Origin of the sequence: Kitasatospora sp. NPDC089913, assembly GCF_044748625.1 — a bacterium.
GTDB lineage: Bacteria > Actinomycetota > Actinomycetes > Streptomycetales > Streptomycetaceae > Kitasatospora.
Genome location: NZ_JBIVGI010000053.1, coordinates 1 through 24508 on the forward strand (window position 1 = coordinate 1; position 24508 = coordinate 24508).

The 24508-nt window shown below is 74.0% G+C and carries 23 protein-coding genes, 1 pseudogene and 1 riboswitch; of the genes and pseudogenes, 15 read left to right on the forward strand and 9 right to left on the reverse strand.

The window, feature by feature from the left end; translation table 11 throughout:
- Together ACIPYS_RS39250 and ACIPYS_RS39255 are read right to left on the reverse strand one after the other, a co-directional pair.
- Positions 1-193: pseudogene (locus ACIPYS_RS39250) on the reverse strand (N-acetylglucosamine-6-phosphate deacetylase); the annotation flags it as partial.
- Positions 190-1134, reverse strand: coding sequence for an ROK family protein (locus ACIPYS_RS39255; protein WP_030393664.1), 945 nt, complete (start codon positions 1132-1134; stop codon positions 190-192). The gene ACIPYS_RS39255 and the pseudogene ACIPYS_RS39250, both read right to left, overlap by 4 nt.
- A gap of 360 nt (positions 1135-1494) precedes the next feature.
- Here ACIPYS_RS39255 and ACIPYS_RS39260 point away from each other — a divergent pair, with 360 nt between their 5' ends.
- Complete coding sequence (locus ACIPYS_RS39260; RefSeq protein ID WP_400755353.1) at positions 1495-2778, forward strand: extracellular solute-binding protein; 1284 nt, start codon at positions 1495-1497, stop codon at positions 2776-2778.
- Positions 2779-2845: 67 nt separating this feature from the next.
- Here the strand turns inward: ACIPYS_RS39260 and ACIPYS_RS39265 are convergent, their stop codons facing one another.
- A complete protein-coding gene (locus ACIPYS_RS39265; RefSeq protein ID WP_400755355.1) occupies positions 2846-3196 on the reverse strand; it encodes a cupin domain-containing protein in 351 nt (116 codons plus the stop codon).
- A gap of 103 nt (positions 3197-3299) precedes the next feature.
- On the opposite strand from ACIPYS_RS39265, the gene ACIPYS_RS39270 reads away from it, so the two are divergent.
- Positions 3300-3614: a DUF3263 domain-containing protein gene (locus tag ACIPYS_RS39270; RefSeq protein ID WP_400755357.1), complete on the forward strand. Its 315-nt coding sequence runs from the start codon at positions 3300-3302 to the stop codon at positions 3612-3614.
- Positions 3615-3691: 77 nt separating this feature from the next.
- Positions 3692-4543 (forward strand): trehalose-phosphatase, encoded by an 852-nt coding sequence (gene otsB, locus ACIPYS_RS39275; protein ID WP_400755359.1) that lies wholly within the window; start codon positions 3692-3694, stop codon positions 4541-4543.
- On the opposite strand, the gene ACIPYS_RS39280 is transcribed toward otsB, so the two are convergent.
- Both ACIPYS_RS39280 and ACIPYS_RS39285 read right to left on the reverse strand, forming a co-directional pair.
- Positions 4518-5996: a trehalose-6-phosphate synthase gene (locus ACIPYS_RS39280; protein WP_400755362.1), complete on the reverse strand. Its 1479-nt coding sequence runs from the start codon at positions 5994-5996 to the stop codon at positions 4518-4520. The two genes, otsB and ACIPYS_RS39280, sit on opposite strands and share 26 nt — an antisense overlap.
- Before the next feature lie 47 nt (positions 5997-6043).
- Positions 6044-7054 carry a glucosyl-3-phosphoglycerate synthase gene (locus ACIPYS_RS39285; protein WP_231977727.1) on the reverse strand — a complete coding sequence of 337 codons (1011 nt, stop codon included), beginning with the start codon at positions 7052-7054 and terminating at the stop codon, positions 6044-6046.
- Between the two features lie 172 nt (positions 7055-7226).
- Positions 7227-7359: riboswitch (SAM riboswitch) on the forward strand.
- A gap of 18 nt (positions 7360-7377) precedes the next feature.
- Between ACIPYS_RS39285 and thrC the strand changes: the two genes are divergently transcribed.
- From thrC to ACIPYS_RS39320, 7 genes are all read left to right on the forward strand, one after another.
- Complete coding sequence (gene thrC / locus ACIPYS_RS39290) at positions 7378-8658, forward strand: threonine synthase (protein ID WP_093861504.1); 1281 nt, start codon at positions 7378-7380, stop codon at positions 8656-8658.
- 42 nt (positions 8659-8700) lie between these two features.
- A complete protein-coding gene (locus ACIPYS_RS39295) occupies positions 8701-8976 on the forward strand; it encodes a MoaD/ThiS family protein (RefSeq protein WP_093861505.1) in 276 nt (91 codons plus the stop codon).
- 585 nt (positions 8977-9561) lie between these two features.
- Positions 9562-9765 (forward strand): cold-shock protein, encoded by a 204-nt coding sequence (locus ACIPYS_RS39300; RefSeq protein WP_030289665.1) that lies wholly within the window; start codon positions 9562-9564, stop codon positions 9763-9765.
- Between the two features lie 467 nt (positions 9766-10232).
- On the forward strand, positions 10233-11855 hold the full coding sequence (gene groL, locus ACIPYS_RS39305) for a chaperonin GroEL (protein WP_093861506.1): 1623 nt from the start codon (positions 10233-10235) through the stop codon (positions 11853-11855).
- A 166-nt stretch (positions 11856-12021) separates the two neighbouring features.
- Positions 12022-12378: a hypothetical protein gene (locus ACIPYS_RS39310; protein ID WP_093861507.1), complete on the forward strand. Its 357-nt coding sequence runs from the start codon at positions 12022-12024 to the stop codon at positions 12376-12378.
- A 181-nt stretch (positions 12379-12559) separates the two neighbouring features.
- Positions 12560-13306, forward strand: coding sequence for an ABC transporter ATP-binding protein (locus ACIPYS_RS39315; protein ID WP_093861508.1), 747 nt, complete (start codon positions 12560-12562; stop codon positions 13304-13306).
- Complete coding sequence (locus tag ACIPYS_RS39320; protein WP_400755366.1) at positions 13303-16065, forward strand: FtsX-like permease family protein; 2763 nt, start codon at positions 13303-13305, stop codon at positions 16063-16065. Before ACIPYS_RS39315 ends, ACIPYS_RS39320 begins: the two co-directional genes overlap by 4 nt.
- A 125-nt stretch (positions 16066-16190) precedes the next feature.
- Here ACIPYS_RS39320 and ACIPYS_RS39325 read toward each other — a convergent pair whose 3' ends face one another.
- The gene (locus ACIPYS_RS39325) at positions 16191-16922 is read right to left on the reverse strand and encodes a hypothetical protein (protein WP_400755368.1); all 732 of its coding nucleotides are present in this window, start codon (positions 16920-16922) and stop codon (positions 16191-16193) included.
- 80 nt (positions 16923-17002) lie between these two features.
- On the opposite strand from ACIPYS_RS39325, the gene ACIPYS_RS39330 reads away from it, so the two are divergent.
- The 3 genes from ACIPYS_RS39330 to ACIPYS_RS39340 all read left to right on the forward strand — a co-directional run bounded on the left by ACIPYS_RS39330 (position 17003) and on the right by ACIPYS_RS39340 (position 19260).
- A complete protein-coding gene (locus ACIPYS_RS39330) occupies positions 17003-17410 on the forward strand; it encodes a PadR family transcriptional regulator (protein ID WP_093861511.1) in 408 nt (135 codons plus the stop codon).
- Positions 17407-18372 (forward strand): hypothetical protein, encoded by a 966-nt coding sequence (locus ACIPYS_RS39335; RefSeq protein WP_400755370.1) that lies wholly within the window; start codon positions 17407-17409, stop codon positions 18370-18372. Before ACIPYS_RS39330 ends, ACIPYS_RS39335 begins: the two co-directional genes overlap by 4 nt.
- 201 nt (positions 18373-18573) lie before the next feature.
- Positions 18574-19260 carry a copper homeostasis protein CutC gene (locus tag ACIPYS_RS39340; protein ID WP_400755372.1) on the forward strand — a complete coding sequence of 229 codons (687 nt, stop codon included), beginning with the start codon at positions 18574-18576 and terminating at the stop codon, positions 19258-19260.
- 127 nt (positions 19261-19387) lie between these two features.
- On the opposite strand, the gene ACIPYS_RS39345 is transcribed toward ACIPYS_RS39340, so the two are convergent.
- Positions 19388-21439 (reverse strand): HelD family protein, encoded by a 2052-nt coding sequence (locus ACIPYS_RS39345; protein WP_400755374.1) that lies wholly within the window; start codon positions 21437-21439, stop codon positions 19388-19390.
- Between the two features lie 290 nt (positions 21440-21729).
- Here ACIPYS_RS39345 and ACIPYS_RS39350 point away from each other — a divergent pair, with 290 nt between their 5' ends.
- Positions 21730-21888: a hypothetical protein gene (locus ACIPYS_RS39350; RefSeq protein WP_159424969.1), complete on the forward strand. Its 159-nt coding sequence runs from the start codon at positions 21730-21732 to the stop codon at positions 21886-21888.
- A 48-nt stretch (positions 21889-21936) separates the two neighbouring features.
- Here the strand turns inward: ACIPYS_RS39350 and ACIPYS_RS39355 are convergent, their stop codons facing one another.
- Together ACIPYS_RS39355 and ACIPYS_RS39360 are read right to left on the reverse strand one after the other, a co-directional pair.
- A complete protein-coding gene (locus tag ACIPYS_RS39355) occupies positions 21937-23574 on the reverse strand; it encodes a DNA repair helicase XPB (protein ID WP_093861514.1) in 1638 nt (545 codons plus the stop codon).
- A 114-nt stretch (positions 23575-23688) separates the two neighbouring features.
- Positions 23689-24093: a hypothetical protein gene (locus ACIPYS_RS39360; RefSeq protein ID WP_093861515.1), complete on the reverse strand. Its 405-nt coding sequence runs from the start codon at positions 24091-24093 to the stop codon at positions 23689-23691.
- 129 nt (positions 24094-24222) lie between these two features.
- On the opposite strand from ACIPYS_RS39360, the gene ACIPYS_RS39365 reads away from it, so the two are divergent.
- The gene (locus ACIPYS_RS39365; protein WP_093861516.1) at positions 24223-24501 is read left to right on the forward strand and encodes a hypothetical protein; all 279 of its coding nucleotides are present in this window, start codon (positions 24223-24225) and stop codon (positions 24499-24501) included.
- The last annotated feature ends 7 nt before the right edge of the window (positions 24502-24508 follow it).

Genomic DNA, 24508 nt, shown 5'->3' on the forward strand with positions numbered 1-24508 from the left:
CGCCGCCGCCGTGGACGTGCAGGTCGACGAAGCCGGGCACCACGGTGTACCCGGTCAGGTCGAGGTCGCCGGGGGTGGCGGTGCCGCCCAGGCCGGCGATCCGCTCGCCCTCGACGGCGAGGCGGTCGCCCTCGACCACGCCGCCGGGCAGGACCAGCCGGGCGCCGGACAGTGCGAGTCGGTCCGCGGTCACGCGGTCACCTCCATGGAGAGCAGATCCCAGGCGAGCAGGCCGGCGCCCAGCGACGCGGCGGTGTCTTTGAGCATGGCGGGTACGACCTCGGGGGGCATCTGGAACGTCAGCCGCTCCGTGACCGCCGCCCGCAGGGGGGTGAAGAGGGTGTCCCCGGCCTCGGCCAGCCCGCCGCCGACGATCACCCGGGACGGGTCGAGCAGGCTCTGGGCGAGCACGATGCCGTCGGCCAGGGCGTCCACCGCGCGCTGCCAGACCGCGACCGCGCGCGGGTCCCCGGCGTCCACCGCGACGGCGCAGGATGCCGCGTCGGCGTCGGGGTCGCCCACGGCCTCGGCCCAGGCGCGGGAGACGGCGGAGGCGGAGGCGAGGGTCTCCAGGCAGCCCCGGGCGCCGCAGCCGCAGGCGGGGCCGCCGGGGCGGACCACCACATGGCCGATCTCGCCGCCGTAGCCGTGGGCGCCGGCCTCGATCCGGCCGTCGATGCCGATGGCGCCGGCGATGCCGGTGCCGAGGGCGACGAAGAGGAAGCGGTCGACACCCCGGCCCGCCCCGAGCCGGCCCTCGGCGAGACCGCCGGAGCGCACGTCGTGGCCGAGGGCGACCGGCATCGCGCCGTCCGGCCCGGCCAGGCGCCCGCCCAGCAGGGTGCGCAGGGGCAGGTCGCGCCAGCCGAGGTTGGCGGAGAAGACCGCGATGCCCCGCTGTTCGTCGATCGTCCCCGGGACGGCGACGCCCGCCGCCAGGGGCGCGACGCCGAAGCGGGCGCGGCCTTCGTCCGCCAGATCGGCGGCGAAGTCGAGGATGGCGGCGACCACGGCGTCCGTGCCGTGTTCCCGCCCGGTCGGGCGGCGTGCTTCGAACAGCACGGAGCCGTCCTGGGCGAGCAACGCGGCTTTCATGCCGGTCCCGCCAACATCGAGTGCGATGACGTGCTTCACGGGGGACAGTTTCCCTCGGTCCGGTCTAAGAGGTCTAGTCCAGTTGTCGCATTGGTCTGGTCCAAAGGGGTGAGCTTTGTCGCAGAAGTGTGCGGTGTGCGGCACTTTGCGCGAGCCGCCGGGTCGGTCGCCGGGAGGGTGGGACCGGGCGGGCGGGGGCGTCCGGGAGGTCGGATTCGCGGATTTTGTTGCGCAGTGTGCAACAAATCCCGCACTTCGATAACTACCCGGCGTTCGGGGGCCGGAGGTCTGGACCACAGCATGCCCGGTTTGGCACCCTTGCGGCCTCCCCCCGGCCGGATCTCCCCCCGATCCGGTCCGATTCCCCTCAGCAGGATCCCCCCGAAGGCGGTACCCGCGTTGGACAGGCGCGCCCAGGTCCCCACCCGGTTGTTCGGCGTCACGATGGCCGGCGCCCTGGCCGGAGCCCTCGTGCTCACCGGCTGCGGCGGCCAGGACAACGGTCCGGTCACCCTCCGGCTGGTGGCGGCCGACTACGGCGAGAGCGCGGACACCAGCTCCAAGCTGTACTGGGACGACGTCGCCCGCCGCTTCGAGACCGCCAACCCGGGCATCAAGGTGGACGTCGAGGTGTCGAGCTGGACCGACATCGGCAAGCGGGTCGACGAGCTGGTCAGGAGCGGCAAGTCCCCCGACCTGCTGCAGACCGGCGGCTTCGCCGACCAGGCCGCCGCGGACCGGCTGTACAACGCCTCGGAGGTGCTCTCGCTGGAGACCCAGGCCAACATCATGGAGTCGTTCTCGCACGCCGGGCAGGTGCTCGGCACGCAGTACGGCATCCCGTTCGTCTCCTCCTCCCGGGTGCTCTTCTACAACAAGGCGATCTTCCAGAAGGCGGGGATCGCCCAGCCGCCGGCCACCTGGAACGAGCTCAAGGCGGCCGCCGAGAAGATCAAGGCGAAGGTCCCGGGCGTCACCCCGTACGGACTGCCGCTGGGGCCCGAGGAGGCGCCGGCCGAGTCGATGCTCTGGACGCTGAGCGGCGGCGGCAGCCTCTCCGACGACGTCGGCAACTACACCATCGACAGCGACAAGAACCAGGCCACCTTCAGCTGGCTGCGGACCAACCTGGTCGCCACCGGTCTGACGTACCCCGAGCCCGGGAAGATGAACCGCACCCCGGTCTACAGCGACTTCGCGGCCGGCAAGGTGGCGATGCTCAACGGCCACCCGACGCTGCTGCGGATGGCCACCAACGGCAAGATCGACTTCGGTACGGCCCCGATCCCCAAGAAGGACGGCCTGGCGAAGACCGGCAGCCTCGGGGTGGCCGACTGGATGATGGCGTTCAAGGCCAACGGCCACAAGAACGAGATCCGCCGCTTCCTCTCCTTCGCCTACGCGAAGGAGAACCAGCTCAAGTTCGACGAGACCTACAACCTGCTGCCGGTCACCCAGGACGCGTTCGACGCGATGACCGCGGATCCGAAGCACGCGGACCTCAAGCAGTTCGCCGCCGGGCTCGGCAACGCGAGCTTCTACCCCTTCGGGGACCCGGCCTGGGCCGAGGTCTCCAACCGGATCAAGGCCGGTATCGGGGCGGCGGCGACCGCCGAGCCCAAGCCGGTGCTGGAGGACCTCCAGCAGGCGGCGGTGAAGGAGGCGGCCCGGATCCGCAAGTGATCCGGGCCGCGTCGGCGGCGGTCGGGACCGGCGGGTCGCCGCCGCCGGCCGGTGACCGCCGTCGGTGTCAGTAGGTGATCGCGTAGACCTTGCGGAGCGTCTCCGACACGGTCCAGGTGGTGCGGTCGCCCTCCTGGAACACCCCGGCGACACCCGGGCCGAGCTCCAGCACCGGGCCGCCGTCGACCACGACGGTGGCCCGGCCGCTCAGCACCACGAAGACCTCCGCCGCCTCGGTGTCGGTGACCACGCCCGGGGTGATCTGCCAGATGCCCGACTCGCCGGAGGCGGACTCGGAGAGCACCAGGCCTGACACCTCGGGGGTGCCGGAGACGATCTGCGCCGGGTCGAGCGGGTCGGGTTCGAGCTCGGCGGTCGGGACGTGCAGGGCGAAGGCGGCGGCCGGGATGCTGGTCATGGGGGCGACGCTAGTCGGCGGACCGGGGCGGCGCAGCGGGCAGGGTGTGTCGGGTCCGGGGGGGAGAATGACACTCCGTAGTGATGGGCGGAGGTGGCCCCGGATGGGCGCGGACGAGGAAGCGGAGCGGCCGGAACCGGAGCAGCAGGCCGGGCCGGAGCAGCAGGACAGGCCGGAGCAGCAGGCCGGGCCGACCGGGCTGGACGCCAGGGACCGGGCCGTGCTGGCGCTGGAGGCCCGGAGCTGGCGGACGGCCGGTGCCAAGGAGCGGGCCGTCCGGGAGGAGCTGGGGCTCTCCAGCACCCGGTACTACCAGTTGCTGAACGGGCTGCTGGACCGGCCGGAGGCACTCGCGCACGCCCCGGTGCTGGTCAACCGGCTGCGCCGGGTCCGCGACGCCCGTCGGGCGGCCCGCTGAGGCGGCGCCGAGGACGCGCCGAGGCGGCGCCGAGGACCGACGGGTGGCCCCCGCCCGGGCTGGGTACGGTGCCGGGCATGGGCCTTTCCGAGATGACTCGACCGCTGACGGACGCCGGGCGCGCGGGGCTGGCGGCGCTGCTCGCCGCACCCCGTGACGCCGTGATCGCGCTCGACTTCGACGGGACGCTCGCCCCGATCGTCCCCGACCCGGACCGGGCCAGGGCGGACCCGGGCGCGGCACCCGCGCTGCGCGCGCTGGCGCCGAGGGTCGGCGCGGTCGCCGTGGTGACCGGCCGACCGGCCGCCCTGGCGGTGGAGTACGGCGGGCTGGCCGGGATCGACGGGGTGGTGGTGCTCGGCCACTACGGCGCCGAGCGCTGGGAGGACGGCCGGCTGACCGCACCGCCGCCGCACCCCGGTGTGGCCGCGGTGCGGGCCGAGCTGGCGGAGCGGCTGGCGGCGCTCGGTGCGCCGGAGGGCACCTGGGTGGAGGACAAGGGCCGCTCGGTGGCCGTGCACACCCGGCGGACGGCGGACCCGACGGCCGCGTTCGAACTGCTGCGGGCGCCGATGGAGCGGCTGGCGGCCGGGCACGGACTGGTGGTGGAGCCGGGCCGGCTGGTGCTGGAGCTGCGGCCGCCGGGGGTGGACAAGGGGGCGGCGCTGACCGGGCTGCTGCGCGAGCGCGGGGCCCGTTCGGTGCTCTACGCGGGCGACGACCTGGGCGACGTCCCGGCCTTCGCGGCGGTGGAGAAGCTGCGTCCGGAGGGCCTGGCCGGTCTGCTGGTGTGCAGCGGCGCGGTGGGGGACACGCCGGTGCGCGAGCTCGCCGACCGGGCGGACCTGGTGGTCCCGGGCCCGGCCGGCGTGGTGGAACTGCTGGTCGCGCTGGGGGAGGAGCTCAGCCGCCCGGCCGCAGGGCGTTGAGCTGGTCCAGGAACCACTGCTGCGGCGGCAGCGCCGTCGCCGCTGCGGCCAGCCGCTTGCAGCGGTCGGCCCGCTCGTCGGCCGGCATGGTGAGCCCGGCGTGCAGCGCCTCGGCGGTGGCCACGATGTCGTAGGGGTTGACGCTCAGCGCGTCCTGGCCGAGTTCGGCGTGCGCGCCGGCCTCCCGGGAGAGCACCAGCGCGCACCCCTGGTCGGAGACCACCGGGACCTCCTTGGCGACGAGGTTCATGCCGTCCCGGATCGGGTTGACCAGGGCCACGTCGGCCAGCCGGTAGGCGGCCAGCGAGCGCGGGAAGTCGTCATCGACGTGGAGGACCAGCGGCCGCCAGTCCGGGGTGCCGAACTCCTCCTCGATCTCCGCGGCGAGCGCCCGGACCCGGTCGGTGTAGGCCCGGTACTCGGCGAGGTCGGTGCGGGACGGGTAGGCGAAGGCGATGTGGACCACCCGGTCGTGCCACTCCGGGCGGGTGCGCAGCAGGTGCCGGTAGGCCAGGAAGCCGCGGACGATGTTCTTGCTCAGCTCGGTGCGGTCGACCCGGACGATCGTGCGGCGGTCGCCGACGGTCGCGCGCAGGGTGGCGAGCCGCTCGTCGACGTCCGGCCGGTGGGCCCGCTCGCGCAGGAAGTCGGCGTCGGCGCCGAGGCCGTGCACGCCGAGGGCGGTGGTGCGGCCCGCGAACGTCACGGTGAGCGCCTCGCGGTCGACCTCCGCGCCGAGGAACCGCTCGCAGCAGTCGGCGAAGGCGAGCGCCCAGCGCCGGGTCAGGAAGCCCGCCCGGTCGGCGCCGAGGATGCCGGTGAGGACGGCCCCGGCGATGTCGTCGGGCAGCAGCCGCAGGTACTCGGGCGGCGCCCAGGGGGTGTGCGAGAAGTGGCCGATCCGCAAGTCGGGGCGGGCGGCGCGGAGCAGCTCCGGGACGAGCGACAGGTGGTAGTCCTGCACCAGGACGGCGGCCCCGGGGGCGGCCTCGGCGGCGAGGGCCTCGGCGAAGGCCGTGTTGTACGCGGTGTAGGCCGCCCACTCGGTGCGGAAGCCGGCGTCGAAGGCGGGGGCGGTCGGGGTGTCCCAGAGCAGGTGGTGGACGAACCAGAGGGTCGAGTTGGCGATGCCGTTGTAGGCGCGGGCGAAGGTCTCCGGGTCGATGTCCAGCATCCGGACGGCCTGGCCGCCGACGTCGTGGCCGGCCCGGTCGAGCCGGCCGTCCGGGGCCTCGCGGGCGGCCCGGCGGTCGGCGTCGGAGAGGGCGGCGCAGACCCAGACGGCGTCCGGGTCGTCGATCGCGGACAGCCCGGAGACGAGACCGCCGCCGCCTCTGCGGAGGGTCAGTGTGCCGTCGTCCGCGGTGCCGAAGGACACCGGCCCCCGGTTGGACGCCACCAGGACGGGAGCGGCGCCGGTCGGATTCGAACGCTCGGTCGTGAGATCACCCATGGTTGGTTCGTTGCCGGGGCTCCGGGGCGGCAAACCCGCGGGACGGGTCATCGGCGCCGGGTGGCGTACTCGGGCACGGTGTGCATCGGCGGCCGTTCGGTCGCGGTGACCGGGTGGGTGTGGGCGGTGAAGGCGCGGGTCAGCGGGTCGCGGGTGAACTGGGTGAGCAGTGGGCGGACCAGGTCGGCGGAGGCCTTCAGCCGGTGGGTGCGGTCCAGCCGCTCCAGCGCGGTGCGGTAGATGGTGGCCGCCATCCGGCCGAGTGCCTGGGCGTCCTGGTGCCGGTGGTGGCGGATGCCGACGTCCACCTGGGCGAGCGCGTCCGGTCCGGCCGTCTCCAGGGCGTCGACGAGCAGACCGAGCTCGACGCCGTAGCCGGTGGGGAAGGGCAGCCGTTCGAGCAGGGAGCGGCGGGCCGCGTACTCGCCGCCGAGGGGCTGGACGAAACCGGCGAGTTCCGGCCAGTGCAGATTGAGCAGCGGGCGGGCGACCAGTTCGGTGACCCGGCCGCCGCCCGCCGGCACCACCGCGCCGTCGGTCTCCAGCGGCCGGTCGTACATCGCCTTGACCAGCTGGATGTCCGGATCGGTGAGCAGTGGGCCGATGATGCCGGAGACCAGGGCGGGGTCGAACTCGCGCAGGTCGGCGTCCACGAAGCAGACGATCTCGCCGCGGGTGACCAGCAGCGAACGCCACAGCACCTCGCCCTTCCCGGGGGCGGCGGGCAGCCGGGGCAGGATGGCGTCCCGGTGGACGACGGTGGCACCGGCCTCGGCGGCGACCTCGGCGGTGGCGTCGACCGAGCCGGAGTCGATCACCACCACCTCGTCCACCAGCGGTAGTCGTTCCATCAGCTCCCGCCGGACGACCCGGACGATCTCGCCGACCGTGGCCTCCTCGTCCAGCGCGGGCAGGACGACGCTGACGGTGCCCGCCGCACCGAGGGCGCGCTTGGCGGCCGGGAGCGTGTGAACCGGTCGGTCGGCCGCGGTCCAGGAGCGCCGGCGCAGCCAGGACGCGGTCTCGGGGAGGAGCGCGGGGGTCGGTTCGGCGGGCACGGTGCTCTCCTCGACGGATGGGGTCCCGGCCGACGACCGGGGGCGGTTGGGACGGGTCATCTCGCGTGGCGGACGGTCCCGTTCGGGACCGACGCCTTCGGATACAGTCTTCGTACAGCGATCGGACCTTCGCACGCCGGGGTCGCCGCTGAGCAGAACCACAACTTCACAGAGCTCATCCAGAGGGACTGAGGGAACGGCCCGTTGACGTCCCGGCAACCTTCTCGCACGGTCGGCTTCGAGCCCCGGCGGGACAGGTGCCAATTCCGGCCTGTGGCGCGACCGCGTCACGGGGAAGATGAGGAGAGAGGCCTCCGCCCATCATGGCTATCGACACCGCCGCACCAGTCGCCGTCGACCTCGGCCCCGCCACCGCGCTGTCCTGTCGCGAGTGCGGCACCCGGTTCCCGCTCGGTCCCAGCTTCGCCTGTCTCGAGTGCTTCGGTCCGCTGGAGATCGCCTACGAGTTCGGCAGCGAGGGCGCCGAGGAGCTGCGCAAGCGGATCGAGGCCGGTCCGGCGTCGATCTGGCGCTACGCGCCGCTGCTGCCCGTGCCGGCCGACGTGGCGACCAAGCCGAACCTCAACCCGGGGTGGACCCCGCTGGTGAAGGCGGACAACCTGGGCCGCGAGCTCGGCTTCACCGGGCAGCTGCACATCAAGGACGACTCCGGGAACCCGACCCACTCCTTCAAGGACCGCGTGGTGGCCTGCGCCATCGAGGCGGCCCGGGTGTTCGGCTACACCACGCTCTCCTGCTCGTCGACCGGCAACCTGGCCGGCGCGGTCGGCGCGGCGGCGGCCCGGGCGGGCTTCCGGTCCTGCGTGTTCATCCCGCACGACCTGGAGCAGGGCAAGGTCGTGATGGCCGGGGTGTACGGCGGCGAGCTGGTCGGCATCGAGGGCAACTACGACGACGTGAACCGCTTCTGCTCGGAGCTGATCGGCGACCCGGCCGGCGAGGGCTGGGGCTTCGTCAACGTCAATCTGCGGCCGTACTACGGCGAGGGCTCCAAGACGCTGGCCTTCGAGATCTGCGAGCAGCTCGGCTGGCGGCTGCCGGAGCAGATCGTGATCCCGATCGCCTCGGGCTCCCAGCTCACCAAGATCGACAAGGGGCTGCAGGAGCTGATCAGGCTGGGCCTGGTCGAGGACCGGCCGTACCGGATCTTCGGCGCCCAGGCGGCGGGCTGCTCGCCGGTCTCGGCGGCCTTCAAGGCCGGTCACGACGTGATCCGGCCGGTCAAGCCGGACACCATCGCCAAGTCGCTGGCGATCGGCAACCCGGCCGACGGCCCGTACGTGCTGGACATCGCCCGGCGCACCGGCGGCGCGGTGGAGGACGTCACCGACGAGGAGGTCGTGGCGGCGATCCGGCTGCTGGCGCGGACCGAGGGCATCTTCGCGGAGACCGCGGGCGGCGTGACCGTCGGCGTGCTGAAGAAGCTGGTCGAGACCGGGCAGCTGGACCCGTCGAAGGAGACCGTCGCGATCAACACCGGTGACGGGCTCAAGACCCTCGACGCGGTCGCCGAGTCCGGCATGACCGCCGTCATCCGGCCGACCCTGGACGCCTTCCGGGGCGCCGGCCTCGCTTCCGACTGACCCCTCCGCCCACCCAGCGCCCGTAGTAGCTAGGAGACCCCCATGAGCGCCAACGTCCGCATCCCGACCATCCTGCGCACCTACACCGGCGGCGTCAGCGAGGTGCCCGCCGAGGGCGCCACGCTGGCCGAGGTGATCGCCGACCTGGAGCGCAACCACGCCGGGATCGCCGCGCGGATCCTCGACGACACCGGCAAGCTGCGCCGTTTCGTCAATGTCTACGTGAACGACGACGACGTGCGGTTCGCCGAGGGCCTGGAAACGGGGATCAAGGACGGCGCGAACATTTCGATCATCCCGGCGGTCGCCGGCGGGTGATCCGCGGGCGGTCCGTTCCCCCCGGGGCGGGCGCGTCGCCGACGGCCGTCCGCGGCACGGAATTCCGTGCCGCGGACGGCCGTGCGCATTTTGGCGGGAATATCTTCGGTCCCGGGCGGAGTAAAGTGTCGCTGGACCGGGAACAGGGCGCGCCCGTCACCCTGGTCCGGGAACGAATCCACCGCACCGCCACCACCGCCGGCCCGCGTCCGGCGGGAGCCGGGACGGGCCCGGGACCTGGATACATGTCAGGCCGGTGTCAGAATTCTGGCGGGGATTTCTGGTAATACGTCCGCTATGTCCGGCGGAGAATGCAGGGCTTTATCCCGATTGCGCCCGTCCTGTCCCACGGCGCCGCGGGTGAATTCCCCGCCATTGACCCTGTTGCAGAGGGCGTCGATCCGGATACATTCAGCCGCGGTCGACGCAATCGCCCGTTCGCCGGATGCCGTTCGGCGTCATCGGGAGGATTGTGGCGTGCGCGGCTGCGCCCAGGGGGGGTTCCCCGGGCCGGCCTCCAACCAGACCCGGGCCCGCAGACCTGCGGGCGCGTGAAGGGCCAGCACAGCACTAGGGGAGTTCGGAATGGCTCAGGGCACCGTCAAGTGGTTCAACGCGGAGAAGGGTTACGGCTTCATCGCGGTCGACGGTGGTGCGGACGTCTTCGTCCACTACAGCGCGATCCAGATGGACGGCTACCGCACCCTTGAGGAGGGCCAGCGGGTCGAGTTCGAGATCTCTCAGGGGCAGAAGGGTCCGCAGGCGGACATGGTCCGCGCGGCGGTCTGACCTTTCCGACACCCGGGAGCTCTGCTCGGCCCATCGGCTGGCGCACCTCTTGATTCTCACGGCGGGCCCGTGCGACCTCGGTCGTACGGGCCCGCCGTCATGTCCGCCGTCATGTCGGCCGTCGTGGCCGTCGCGATGTCCGCCGTCGGGCCCGGGGCCGGGCTCCGGGGGCCGGCCGCGGGGCGCGGCGTTCCGGTCGGATCCGGCCCGGTCGGAGGCGGTCGGGGACGGCTCCGGGCGGGTGCGCGGCGCGGGTGGCGCGGCTCGCGGATTGCCCGATTGGGCTTGCACTCACCCACCCGGAGTGCTAATCATTGGCGTTAGCACTCACAGCTTGAGAGTGACAGCGGACCGGGTCGGTGAGGCCCCAGGGAGCGGTAGGGGAATGGACCCCCGCACACCAGGGCCGTCCGTCGCGGGCACCCCTTGGTCCGAGCAGTCGACCGTGTCCCGGAGGACCACTTCTGATGGCCAAGATCATCGCCTTTGATGAGGAAGCTCGCCGCGGCCTTGAGCGTGGCATGAACCAGCTTGCCGACGCAGTGAAGGTCACGCTCGGCCCCAAGGGCCGCAACGTCGTTCTGGAGAAGAAGTGGGGCGCCCCCACGATCACCAACGACGGTGTCTCCATCGCCAAGGAGATCGAGCTCGAGGACCCGTACGAGAAGATCGGCGCGGAGCTCGTCAAGGAGGTCGCCAAGAAGACCGACGATGTCGCGGGTGACGGCACCACCACCGCCACCGTGCTGGCCCAGGCGCTCGTCCGCGAGGGTCTGCGCAACGTCGCCGCCGGCGCCAACCCGATGGCCCTGAAGCGCGGCATCGAGAAGGCCGTCACCGCCGTCTCCGACCAGCTCCTGGCCCAGGCCAAGGACGTGGAGACCAAGGAGCAGATCGCCTCCACCGCCTCCATCTCGGCCGCCGACACCCAGATCGGCGAGCTCATCGCCGAGGCCATGGACAAGGTCGGCAAGGAAGGCGTCATCACCGTCGAGGAGAGCAACACCTTCGGTCTCGAGCTCGAGCTCACCGAGGGCATGCGCTTCGACAAGGGCTACATCTCGGCCTACTTCGCCACCGACCTGGAGCGTATGGAGACCTCGTTCGAGGACCCCTACATCCTGATCGCCAACTCCAAGATCGGCTCGGTCAAGGACCTGCTGCCGCTGCTGGAGAAGGTCATGCAGAGCGGCAAGCCGCTCGTCATCATCGCCGAGGACGTCGAGGGCGAGGCCCTGTCGACCCTGGTCGTGAACAAGATCCGCGGCACCTTCAAGTCCGTCGCCGTCAAGGCCCCGGGCTTCGGCGACCGCCGCAAGGCCATGCTCCAGGACATCGCCATCCTCACCGGCGGCACCGTGATCTCCGAGGAGGTCGGCCTGAAGCTGGAGAACGCCGGCGTCGACCTGCTGGGCAGCGCCCGCAAGGTGGTCATCACCAAGGACGAGACCACCATCGTCGACGGTGGCGGCGACAGCGAGCAGGTCGCGGGCCGGGTGAACCAGATCCGCGCCGAGATCGAGAACAGCGACTCGGACTACGACCGCGAGAAGCTCCAGGAGCGCCTCGCCAAGCTGGCCGGCGGCGTGGCCGTCATCAAGGCCGGCGCGGCCACCGAGGTGGAGCTCAAGGAGCGCAAGCACCGCATCGAGGACGCCGTCCGCAACGCGAAGGCCGCCGTCGAGGAGGGCATCGTCGCCGGTGGTGGCGTCGCGCTGCTGCAGGCCTCGGTCGCCTTCGACAAGCTGGAGCTGGACGGCGACGAGGCCACCGGTGCCAACATCGTCAAGGTCGCGCTCGAGGCCCCGATCAAGCAGATCGCGACCAACGCCGGCCTCGAGGGCGGCGTCGTGGTGGAGAAGGTGCGCAACCTCCCCGCCGGTCACGGCCTGAACGCCGCCACCAACGAGTACGTCGACCTGGTCGCCGCCGGCATCATCGACCCGGCCAAGGTCACCCGCTCCGCGCTGCAGAACGCCGCCTCCATCGCGGCGCTGTTCCTCACCACCGAGGCCGTCATCGCCGACAAGCCGGAGAAGGCCGCCGCGGCCGCCGGCGGCGGCATGCCGGGCGGTGACATGGACTTCTGATCCTGATCGCTTCGATCGGATCGGCAGGTCTTTCGTCCGCGAGGGCGGTTCCCCGACGGGGAGCCGCCCTCGCGGCGTTCCCGGGATCGTTCCCCGGGGCGTTCCCGGGGCGCCTTCCCGGGGCCGGGGGTCCCGGGTTTCCGGGCGTTCTTGGGAGACTGGACGGATGGCTACGACAGACGACATCGAGACGGCGCTGCACACCGCGCGGGCGCTGATCCTGGCCGACCTGACCGCGCGGGACGCCGCCGACCCCGCCGTGGTGTCCCTGGTCGAGCAGGCCGTGACGCACCGGCGCTGGTGGCTGGAGCAGTGGCCGGACGGCGTCGAGTACGTCCTGGGCCTGGTCGCCCAGGACGTCCAGGACGCGCTGCTGGAGAGCCACGGCCGCTGGCCGCTGTGCGCGGACTGCGCGGCCGACGGCGACCCGCACGCGCTGGGCGTGGAACCCGAGCTGGGGCCGGAGCCGCACTGGGTGTGCGGCAAGCGCGGCGCCGTCGTGGCGGCGGTGGGCGAGCTGTAGGGCGCGTCCCGGCTGCCGGCCGGGCCTCAGCCGCCGGTCCTTCCTCCTCCGGGCCGCCGTCGCACCTCCGGGTGCGGCGGCGGCTTTTTCGTGCCGATGGGAACCACTGGACTGCATATGCAGTCCAACGACATATATAGTCCGTCCGAGTCCTTCTTTCGGCAATGAGTGGGGGAGACCCATGTCCCAGCCAGATCCGGCCCGTCCGGTCCTCGAACTGCGCGCCGTCACCCGGACGCACGGGCACGGCGAGGCCGAGGTGCATGCCCTGCGCGGCGTCGACCTGGCCGTGCGCCCCGGCGAGTTCGTCGCCGTCATGGGGCCCTCCGGCTCCGGCAAGTCGACCCTGCTGACCCTGGCCGGCGGCCTCGACCGGCCCAGCGGCGGGCAGGTGCTGGTCGAGGGCGTCGAGCTCGGCGGACTGAACCGGACCCGGCTGGCCGCCGTGCGCCGCCGCTCGGTCGGCTACGTCTTCCAGGACTACAACCTCGTCCCGGCGCTGACCGCGGCCGAGAACGTCGCGCTGCCGCGCGAACTCGACGGGGTGTCCGCCCGGACCGCCCGCCGGGAGGCCCTGACCGCCCTGCGCGAGATGGGCATCCCCGAGCTGGCCGACCGCTTCCCCGAGCAGCTCTCCGGCGGCCAGCAGCAGCGCGTCGCGATCGCCCGGGCCTTGGTCGGCGACCGCCGGCTGGTCCTGGCCGACGAGCCCACCGGCGCGCTCGACTCCGCGACCGGCGAGGCCGTGCTCGCCGTGCTGCGGGCCCGCTGCGACGCCGGCGCCGCCGCCATGATGGTCACCCACGACCCCCGCCACGCCGTCTGGGCCGACCGCGTGGTCGTCCTGAACGACGGGGCCGTCGTCGACGGGGGCGTCGGGCAGGCCGCGCACCCGCTGCTCGCCGGCGGGAACGGGGGACGGCGATGAAGCTCTCCGCCCTGCGCGTCGCGCTGCGCATCGCCCGCCGCGACGCCCTCAGGTCCAAGGGCCGCAGCGCCCTGGTGATCGCCATGGTCGCGCTGCCGGTGCTCGGTGTCACCGGCGCCGACATCGTCCACCGGAGCGGTTCGCTCACCCCCGCCGAGCGGGTCGAGCGGCTGATGGGCGGGGCGGACGCCCTGGTCACCGCCCACCGCCCGGGCCGCTCCGTCGAGCAGGCGCCGTTCGCCGAGGACGGCGTCCGGGTGCTGCCGGAGGCCCGGACCGACCCCGCGTCCGCTCCCGCGGCCGCCGGCGCGGCGACCTCGGCCGAACTGCTGGGCGGGCTGCTGCCGTCCGCCGCGGTGCTGGTGCCGGCCACGCCCGGGCCCGAGGTCAGCACCTCGACCCGGGAGGGGCTGTTCACCACCTCCACCGCCGAGGCCGATCCGGCCGATCCGGTCTGGTCCGGACGGCTCGACCTGGTCGAGGGCCGGGCGCCCGCCGCGCCCGACGAGGCGGCCGTCACCCGGGCCTTCCTCGACGAGGCCGGACTGCGCCTCGGCGACTCCACCACGGTCAAGGGGCTGGAGCGGACGCCGTTCCGGCTCACCGGTGTGGTCGAGCACCCGGGGGACCTCGGGAAGGTGGAACTGGTCGCCCGGCCCGGCCGGCTGATCTCCCCGCTGGCCGCGGCGGCCGCCGCCGCTCCGGACGCTCCCGGCGGACCGGTCGCCGCGGGCCGGGACGAGGGCGTCCGCGCCGAGCAGTGGCTGGTCCGGCTGCCCGTCGGCGCCGGGCTCGACTGGACCGCCGTCCAGAAGCTCAACCGGTACGGCTTCACCGTGACCTCCCGGGCGGTCGCCCTCGACCCGCCGCCGGCCTCGGCCGTCCCCTACGACGCCGACCGGTGGGTCTCCCCCGGGAGCGACAACCGGACCGTCGTCCTGGTCACCGTGATCGGCATGGCGCTGCTGGAGGTCACCCTGCTGGCCGGCCCGGCCTTCGCGGTCGGCGCCCGGCGCTCCCGGCGGCAGCTGGCCCTGGTCGGCGCCGCCGGCGGCCACCGGGGTCACATCCGCGCCATCGTGCTCGGCGGCGGACTGGTGCTCGGACTGGCCGGGGCCGCCCTCGGGGTGGCGCTCGGCACCGGCCTGGTCGCCGCGCTGCGGCCCTGGCTGGAGGGGGCGGGCGGCAGCCGCTTCGGACACTTCGCGATCGCACCGCTCGACCTGCTGGCGATCGCCGCGGTGGGCGTGCTGACCGCGCTCGCCGCCGCCGTGCTGCCCGCGGTGCAGGCGGCCCGCCGGGACGTGGTGGCCGGCCTCACCGGCCGCGACTCCGTCGCCACGCCCGGCCGCCTGCTGCCGGTCGTCGGCCTGCTGCTGGTCGGCGCCGGTGCGGCGTTGGCGCTGTACGGCGCCGGGACGTACCAGAGCGGCACCATGCCGGTGCTCGGCGGGCTCAACAAGCGGGCGCTCTCGGTGCTCGCCGGTGCGGCCACCGCCGAGGTCGGCATCCTGTTCTTCACCCCGATGCTGATCGCCCTCTTCGGCCGGCTCGCGGGCCGGCTGCCGCTCGGCCCCCGGCTGGCCCTGCGCGACTCGGCCCGCCACCGCGGCCGGACCGCGCCGGCCGTGGCCGCCGTGATGGCCGCCGTCGCCGGAGCCGTCGCCGTCGGCGTCTACAGCACCGGCACCGAGGCCCAGGAGCGCGCCTCCTACCGGCCGACGGCTCCGATGGGCGCCGTCGTGCTGGACGCCCCCGCCTCTCCGGGCAGCCCGGAGACGGTCCGGCTGCGCCGGGCCGTCGAGCAGGCGCTGCCGGACCTGGGCGCCCGCGCCGACGTCCAGGACGTGACCTACGTGTTCTGCGACAACTGCTCCAGCACGGTGCAGGCCAAGGGCGCCGGGGCGCGTCCGGAGTCCGGCAACGCCGGGAGCCGGGTGCTGTCCGGCGACACGACGGTCCTGCACCACCTGTTCGGCGTGCGGGACCGGGCGGCCGAGGAGGCCCTGGCCGCAGGTCGGGCGGTGGTCTTCGACCGCGCCTTCCTGAACGACGGCCGGGCGACACTGACGATGCAGGGCGCCGCCGGCGGACCGGTCCTGCCCGGACAGGTGCCGGGGACGGAGCGGATCGAGGTCCGGGTCGAGGCGGTCCTGGCGGAGAACCCCGACGCGGCCCGGTACGGGGCGGTGCTGATGGGCCCGGAGGCGGTGCGCCGGGCCGGACTCACGCCCAGGCCCAACGGCTCGGTGTGGCGCCCCGAGGTCGCTCCTGACCGCAAGGCGCAGCAGCGCGCCGAGGCGGCCGTGGCCCGGCTCGTGCCGCACGCCCAGCTGACGGTGGAGCGCGGATACCGGCCCAAGGGGGACACGAACACCCTGGCGCTCGGCGGGTTCGCCGTGGTGGTGGTGCTCGGCGCGGCGGCCGTGGCCACCGGGCTGGCCGCCGCCGACTCGCGCAACGACCGGGCCACGCTGGCCGCGGTGGGTGCGCCGCCGCGGACGAACCGGATCCAGGCCGGGCTGCAGTGCACGCTGATCGCCGGCGTCGGCGCGGTGCTGGGGACGGTGAGCGGGTTCGTCCCGGCGCTGGGGCTGCTGCGGTCGCACGCGTCCGGGCAGCTCGGCGCGCCCGCGGTGCCGTTCACCGCGCCCTGGGGGCTCCTGCTGCTGATCGTGGTGGTGCTGCCGGTGGTGGCGGGGCTGGGTGCGGCCGCCTTCGGCCGGGGCCGGCTGCCGCTGGCGCGACGGGCGGGCTGACGGCCGACGCCGGGTGTCCGGGTCGTGCGGGTGTCCGGGGCGTGCGGGCTGTCCGGGTCGACGCGGGCGGCCGGGCCCGTGCCGGTGGTCGTCGCCGGTACGGGCCCGGACGTGTTCGAGTGCTGTCAGCCGGTCCCGTCCGGCGCCCCGGGACCGGTGGGTCGGGCCGGCTCGCCCGGCTCGGCCGGTCCGGCGAGCCGGGCGAGCTCGGCCGCGAGGTTGGCCCGGGCGGGCGCGTCGAAGCGCCCGTGCGCCGTCGTCGTGCGGTAGAGCGCGGGCAGGGCGAGCAACTGGCGCAGCACCGCCGCCCGCCCGGCGCGGAAGTCCGGCTCGGGCACGAAGGCGTACTCCTCCCGGACGGCCGCCGCGTAGGCCGCGTACGCCGCCGGGTCGCCGCCCAGCACCGCGAGGTCGGCGTCGCACAGCACCTCGCCGTCGCGGTCGCCGGGTTCGGGACGGTGGGTGACGGTGAGCCGGACCAGCCGGGCGACCTCCGCGACCCGGGCCGCCGGGAGCCCGCAGCCGTCGAGCGCCCGGACGGCCAGGGCGGCGCTGCGCTCCTCGTTCTCGGAGCGGTCCGGCCGGTACACGGCGTCGTGGAACCACGCGGCCAGCCGGACGGCGTCCGGGTCGTCGGCGTGCTCGGCGAGCGCGTCGACGTGACCCAGCACCGCGCGCAGGTGGTCGACCGTGTGGTACCGGCGCTGCGGCTCGGACCAGCGGCGCAGCAGCTCCCGCCCGGCCGGGGCGGGATCGGTGGCCGCGCCGCAGCGGCGCAGCAGGGCGGTCCAGGCGGCGAGGAGGTCCTCGGCGGCGGGGGACGGGGCCCGGGTGGCGGGGGTGTCGGCTTCCGGCATGGCGCCATTCTGCTGGGCCGGTCCGGACCGCCAAAGATTCCGCTGGACATGATATGTCGATGAAAGGTATATGTAACTCCATGACTGAACGGGCGATGCAAGAGCCGACGCTGCTCCTGCTCACCGCGCTGGCCGACGCCCCGCGGCACGGCTACGCGCTGATCCAGGAGATCTCCGCGATCTCCGACGGCCGGGTGAAGATGCGCACCGGCACCCTGTACGGCGCGCTGGACCGGCTGCTGCAGCAGGGGCTGATCGAGGTCGCGGCCGAGGAGATCGTCGACGGCCGGGCCCGGCGCACCTACGCCCTCACCGACGGCGGGCGCGATGCGCTGACCACCGAGGCGGAGCGGCTGAGCGCCGTCGCCGAGGAGGCCCGGCGGCGGCTGGCCGCCGTCCGTGAGCCGTCCGTCCGACCGGCTGCCGTCCGCCCCGTGGCCGGTGGTGGCAAGCTCGCGTTCTTCAAGGCCAGGGGGGCATTCTCATGACGATCCAGTTCTTCCCGGGGTCGGCGGAGCCGGTGGCGTTCCGGGCCGCGCTGCGGCTCTACCCGGCCCGCTACCGGCGCGAGCGCGGCGACGAACTGTCCGCGGTCTTCGCCGACTCCACGGCCGAGGGCGGCCGGCTCGCCACCGCGCGCGAGGCGTTCGACCTCGGGGCGTACGGGCTGCGGATGCGCACCGGCCTGACCTCCTCGTCCACCGCCGGGCGGCTGCTCGCGCTGGCGGCGCCGCTGATCGCCGGAGCGATCGCGGGGCTGGGGCTGACCCGGGTCCTGCACGACGCGACCGGCCGGGCCCCGGGCTGGATGTGGGAGCTGCCGGACCGGGTGGTCCAGGTCCCCTTCCACGCCTGGTACTTCGGTTCGCTGCTGGCACCACTGCTGCTGGTCGGCGCGGTGCTGGCCGGCCGGTGGCGGCTGGCCCGGGCGGCGGCCGTCGCCGTGGCGGCGGTGGGGGCGCTGGGCGTGGCGCTGGCGGTGCTGGCCATGCCCGACTTCTGGCTGATGTTCAACCAGTCCTGCGAGGCGACCCCGCAGCTGTTCGCCGGACTGCTGTTCGCGCTCGCGCCCCAGGAGCTGCTGCGACGGCGCCAGACCTGGAGCGACCGGGCGATGGTGCTGGCCGCGACGGTGGGCGGCGGGCTGGTCCTGGTGGCGGAGGACTTCTACAGCTCGTGGGTGCTGATGGACTGGAAGGCGGGCGCGGCGCTGGTGCTGGTCCCGCTGCTGGCGCTGCTCCTCGCGGCGCGCGACCGGCTGGTTCCGGCCGCGGCGGGGCTGGCGGTGCTGCCGCTGACCCTGACGTTCAGCCTGTTCCGGATCTGGCAGTCGATCGGCGGGGTCTGGCGGCTGCTCCCGGTGGTGGGCCTGGTGGTGGTGGCGACCGTGGTGGCCGGCGGGCTGCTGCGCCGCGGTGCCGGGGCGGGAGGTCACCGGAGCCTCGCCTGAGCGGGGACGGCCGGGGCCTCGCCGCTCCGAACGGCCGGACGACCGGGGTGTGGACCCGGAGCGTCCGGCCGTTCCGTGTTTCCCGGGGTGTGCCGCTCCCCGGTGGTGTGCCGTTCCGTGCTTCCCGGGGCATGCGCGTTGTCCGGCCAAGTGGCCGCACGGGGCTCGCCGGGGCGGGGGCGATGTGGCACTCTGTCTAATATGTCTAGACCAATTTTCGAAGTCATCGCGCTGACGCCCCAGGATGCCCAGGCCGCCGAGTCGGGCGGCGCCGACCGGCTCGAACTGGTCACCGACATGGCCGCCGACGGCCTCACCCCCGGGGTGGAGGACTTCGCCAAGATCCGGGCCGCCGTCGACCTCCCGCTGCGGGTGATGCTCCGGATCCGGGACGGCTTCGCCCCCGGTGACCTGGACGAGCTGCGCGACCGCGCCGCCGCGCTCCGGGCCGAGGGCGCCGACGAGTTCGTGCTCGGATTCCTCGACGCCGACGGCGCGGTGGACCTGGCAGCCACCGCGGCCGTCGCCGAGGCGGTCGCCGGCTGCCGCTGGACCTTCCACCGGGCGATCGACCACAGCGCCGACCGGGCCGCCGTCCGGGCCGCCGTGGGCGCGCTGCCCGGGCTGGACACCTTCCTCACCTCCGGCTCGGCCGGCGGCGTGGACGCCGGGCTCGACGTCCTGCTGGCCGAGCTGGCCCGGACCGGCGAGCCCGGTTACACCCAGCGGATCCTCATCGGCGGCGGCCTGCGGGCCGAGCACGTGCCGGGGCTGCGGGGGGCCGGCTTCGACGCCTTCCACGTCGGCGGCGCGGTGCGGGTCGACGGCTGGCAGTCGCCGGTGGACGTCGCCAAGGTCGCCGAGTGGCGGGCGCTGATCGACGGCTGATCGACGGCTGGTCGAAGGCTTGGCGTCGGCTCCGCCGCGGCTCCGCGGCGGCCCCACCGCGGCAGCCGTACGACGGCGGGCGGGGGCACCCCGAACCGGTGCCCCCGCCCGCCGCCGTCCGTCGGGGTCAGCCCAGCTGCGCCGGCAGCGGCTCGGCGTGCAGCACCTCCAGGCCGGAGACCGCACGGGTCAGCGCCACGTACAGCCGCCGCAGCCCGGTCCGCTCGTCCGGCTCGCCCGCGACCACCGCGGCCGGCTCGTCCAGCACCACGTAGTCGTACTCCAGACCCTTCGCCAGCGAGGCCGGGACGAGGGTCAGCCGGGCCTCCGCGCTGGTCTCGGCGCCCGGGGCGAGGTGCGGCAGCCCGGCCGCCGTCAGCGCCTCGGCCAGCAGCGGCACCCGCGCGTCGGCGGCGATCAGACCGGTCGAGCCCTCCTTGCCGAGCGCCCGCACACAGGCGGCGACCACGGCGTCGGTCCGCTCCTCCGGGGCGACCCGGCGGACCGTCAGCGAGCCCGGGGCCTCGCGGACCGAACCGGCCGGCGCCAGACCGGGGGCGATCGACGGCAGCAGCCGGGAGGCGTACGCGATGACCTCCTCCGGCACCCGGAAGCCCTTGGTCAGCTCCTCGATGTGCGCGGCCGGCTTGCCCAGGTGGTGCAGCGCCTCCGGCCAACTCGCCGTCGCCCAGGGGGTGGTGCCCTGGGCGAGGTCGCCGAGCACGGTGGCCGAGCCGGTGCTGCAGCGGCGGCCGACCGCGCGGTACTGCATCGGGGAGAGGTCCTGCGCCTCGTCCAGCACCACGTGCCCGAGCGAGGGGGTGCGCCGCACCAGGTCCGTCGCCTCGTCGACCAGCACGGCGTCGGCGGCGGTCCAGCGGGCGGTCTTCACCGAGCGGCCGGGCCTGGGCCACAGCACGGCGGCCTGCTCCTCCGCGGTCAGCACGCCCTCCGCGCACCCGGCCAGGAACTCCGGGTCGGACAGCAGCCGCAGCACCAGCTTGGCCGGGTCGACCGCGGGCCAGCACTGCCTGACCGTCGCCTTCACGGCGGCGTTGCGGGCCACCGCGTCCTGCACCCGGTCGTCCGGGGCCTCGCCGGACTGCTCCATCTTCAGCAGCACGGCGTGCGCGATCCGCTGCGGCAGCGCCTCCGCGGCCGCGCCGTAGCGGGTCTCCCGGCTCTTCAACTCCTCGATGATCCCGGTCAGTTCGTGGACCGGAACACGCCAGCGGCGGGAGCCGCGGACCACCACGCAGGGCTCGGTGGGCAGCGCGATACCGGAGCGCACCGCCCGTCGCAGCACCTCCGCCATCCGGGCGTCGCCCTTCAGCCGGGCCGCCTCCGCGGAGTCCTCGCCGCGCACCTCGACATGCGCGACCAGCTGCTGCACGGTCGCCTGGGCGACGTCCAGCTCGCCGAGCGCGGGCAGCACCTGCTCGATGTAGGAGAGGAAGGCGTTGTTGGGGCCGATCACCAGCGTGCCGGTACGGGCCAGCCGCTCCCGGTGCGCGTACAGCAGGTACGCCACCCGGTGCAGGCCGACGGCGGTCTTCCCGGTGCCGGGCGCGCCCTGCACGCAGAGGGTGCCGGAGATGTCGGCGCGGACGATCTCGTCCTGCTCCGGCTGGATGGTGGCCACGATGTCGCGCATCGGGCCGACGCGCGGCTTCTCGATCTCGGCGGCCAGCAGGGCGGAGGCGGTGTCGCCCTCGGCCGGGTCGGTGAGGTGCTCGTCCTCGTACGCGGTCAGCTCGCCGCCGGTGTAGCCGAAGCGGCGGCGGCGCTCGACGTCCATCGGATCGGTGCGGCTGGCCCGGTAGAACGGCTGGGAGACCGGCGCACGCCAGTCGATCACCATCGGGTCGCCGTGGGCGTCGTGCACGTGCCGGCGCCCGATGTAGAAGCTGTCCCCGCCGGAGCCCTCGCTCAGTTCCTCGCCGATCGCGTGGAGGTAGTCGAGCCGGCCGAAGAACAGCGGGGTGTGGGAGAGGTCGGCCAGGGCGGCGATCCTGGCCTCGATCTGCTTGTGCAGCACGATGGCGGTGACCCAGGTGCCGGTCACGTCGCTGATGTCGAGGGACTCGACGTCCTCGCGCATCGCGCGCAGCGCGGCCCGGGACGAGGCGAGGTGGTCGCGCTCGCGCTGCAGGGGGTCGGTGGTGGGGGTGGCGGGCACAGCGAACCTTCCCGGCTGCCCCGGGGACCGGGCGCAGCGGATCGTAGGAGCTCACGGTGGATACAGCCGACCGGTTGCCGTGCGGTCGGCACCTCCCCCGGCTGCCCGCGCGACTTCAGCGGGTACCACGGTTCGGGAGGGGGCAGACGGACGATCCTAGCCGCGTCGGCCTCGGGGATCCACCCCCGACGGACTCGGGGCCTCCGTACTCCCGGAGGACGACCTTCGTCCCGCCGGATACGGCCTTCGGGGTGATGGCGACGGCCGTTCGGGTGCCTAGCGTGGAACACATGAGCACACCGCACCGCACCCGCACCGCCCCGTCCGGCGCCACCGCCACCACCGGCCGCCGCCGCAACCCCCTCACCACCACCGTCCGCAACGTCGGCATCGCCCTGGACACCGCCGCGCGCGTGATCCTCCTGGGCCGCGACGGCGTCCGCTACTGAGCCCTCCGCTACTGAGCCCTCCGCCCCGTCGCGCCCGCCGGCGGCCCGCTACAGCACGTCGTCCGCGTCGATGATGCGGTAGGCGTAGCCCTGTTCGGCGAGGAAGCGCTGGCGGTGGGCCGCGAAGTCCTGGTCGACGGTGTCCCGGGCGACCACGGAGTAGAAGTGGGCGGAGTGGCCGTCCGCCTTGGGACGCAGGACCCGGCCGAGGCGCTGGGCCTCCTCCTGCCGGGAGCCGAAGGTCCCGGAGACCTGGATGGCGACGGTCGCCTCCGGCAGGTCGATGGAGAAGTTGGCCACCTTGGAGACGACCAGGACGCCGATCTCCTTGTTGCGGAAGGCGTCGAACAGCTTCTCGCGCTGGGCGTTGCTGGTCTCGCCCTTGATCACCGGGGCGTCCAGGACCTCGCCGAGCTCGTCCAGCTGGTCGATGTACTGGCCGATGATCAGCGTCTGGTCCTTCTCGTGCTTCTTGACCAGCGCCTCCACCACCCGGCGCTTGGTCGCCGTGGTGGCGCAGAACCGGTAGCGCTCCTCCGGCTCGGCGGTGGCGTAGGCGAGCCGCTCGGAGTCGGTCAGGGTGACCCGGACCTCGCAGCAGTCGGCCGGCGCGATGTAGCCCTGCGCCTCGATCTCCTTCCACGGCGCGTCGAAGCGCTTCGGACCGATGAGGCTGAACACGTCGCCCTCGCGGCCGTCCTCGCGCACCAGGGTGGCGGTCAGGCCGAGCCGGCGGCGGGCCTGGAGGTCGGCGGTGAACTTGAACACCGGGGCCGGCAGCAGGTGGACCTCGTCGTAGACGACCAGGCCCCAGTTGCGGGCGTCGAACAGCTCCAGGTGGGCGTAGACGCCCTTCCGCTTGGTGGTCATCACCTGGTAGGTCGCGATGGTGACCGGGCGGATCTCCTTCCTGGTGCCGCTGTACTCGCCGATCTCGTCCTCGGTCAGCGAGGTCCGCTTGATCAGCTCGTGCTTCCACTGGCGGGCCGAGACGGTGTTGGTGACCAGGATCAGCGTGGTCGACTTGGCGTGCGCCATCGCCGCCGCGCCGACCAGGGTCTTGCCGGCGCCGCAGGGCAGCACGACCACGCCCGAGCCGCCGTGCCAGAAGCCCTCGACCGCCTGCGCCTGGTACGGGCGCAGGCTCCAGCCGTCCTCGGCCAGCTCGATCGGGTGCGCCTCGCCGTCCACGTAGCCGGCGAAGTCCTCGGCGGGCCAGCCGAGCTTGAGCAGCACCTGCTTGATCTGGCCGCGCTCCGAGGGGTGCACGACCACGGTGTCCGGGTCGACCCGCTCGCCGACCAGCGGCACGATCTTCTTGGAACGCAGCACCTCCTCGAGCACCGGGCGGTCGGTGGTGCTCAGCACCAGGCCGTGGGTGGGGTGCTTGGTCAGCCGCAGCCGCCCGTACCTGGCCATCGTGTCGGCCACGTCGACCAGCAGCGCGTGCGGCACCGGGTAGCGGGAGTACGTCACCAGGGCGTCGACGACCTGCTCGGCGTCGTGGCCCGCGGCCCGCGCGTTCCACAGCCCGAGCGGCGTCACCCGGTACGTGTGCACGTGCTCCGGCGCCCGCTCCAGCTCGGCGAACGGCGCGATGGCACGCCGGCACTCGGCGGCCCTGGGGTGGTCGATCTCCAGGAGAAGAGTTTTGTCGCTCTGGACGATGAGCGGTCCGTCGTTCACGCGGGGAAGCCCTCCACTGGCTGACAGGTCCGTGGCGGCCGCGGGTCCTGCGGCACGCCGACCCTCCAGTGTCGCGCATCCGGCCGGGAGGACGGGACCGCCCCCGGCGGGCGGCTACTTCCACTCGTAGTACGCGCCGGTGGACTTGCCGTCCGGGGCCACCTCGTACTCGAACAGGCCGACGACGTGGTTGAGGCGGTCGAGCTCCGAGGAGGCGGTGGAGAAGAAGAGCGCGCCGCGCCAGCTGGTGCCGCCGCCCTCGGTGAAGCGGCCGAGCGCGGTGCCGTGCCAGACGACGCTCTGGCCGTCGGCCGTCATGTCGACGCCCTGGCCCTCGCCGCGCAGACCACCGTCGGCGCGCACCTCGGACTCGTAGGTGCCGAAGCCGTTGACCTCGGCGCCGTAGTAGCTGCCCCTGGACTCGAACGAGACCTCGACCACGACGTGGCCGTCCCCGGCGTCGAGCACGCGGCGGCCGGTGTCCCGGTTCTCGGTCCGGCCGATGAGATCGCCGAGCATGATGACTCCCTTCGTCACCCCCGTGATTCCGGACTACGCCGGTCGCGGCGGGGCGTCAACCACCGGTACGGGCCGTGCGGCCGGGGACGCGGGGGGTGACCGTGGCGGGAGTGGCTCGTTGATCCCTGCATGAACAAGTCGAAGCGTGTCCTCACCGCTCTCGCCCTCGCCGGTACGGCCTTCGCCGCCACCGCTTCCTCGGCCGGTTCCGCGCACGCGGTCGCGGGGGTCGGCGAGGGACCCGGCGGGCTGCTCGCGGCGCCCGGGTTCCTGCTCGCGGACCTGGCCGGGGCGAACGCCGTGATGCCGGTCGGGCAGGGCGACCTCGCGGCCATGGCCGACAAGGCGATGAAGCAGAAGCAGGCCGAGGAGGCCCAGCAGCAGCAGGCCCAGCAGCAGGGCCACTGAGCCCGGG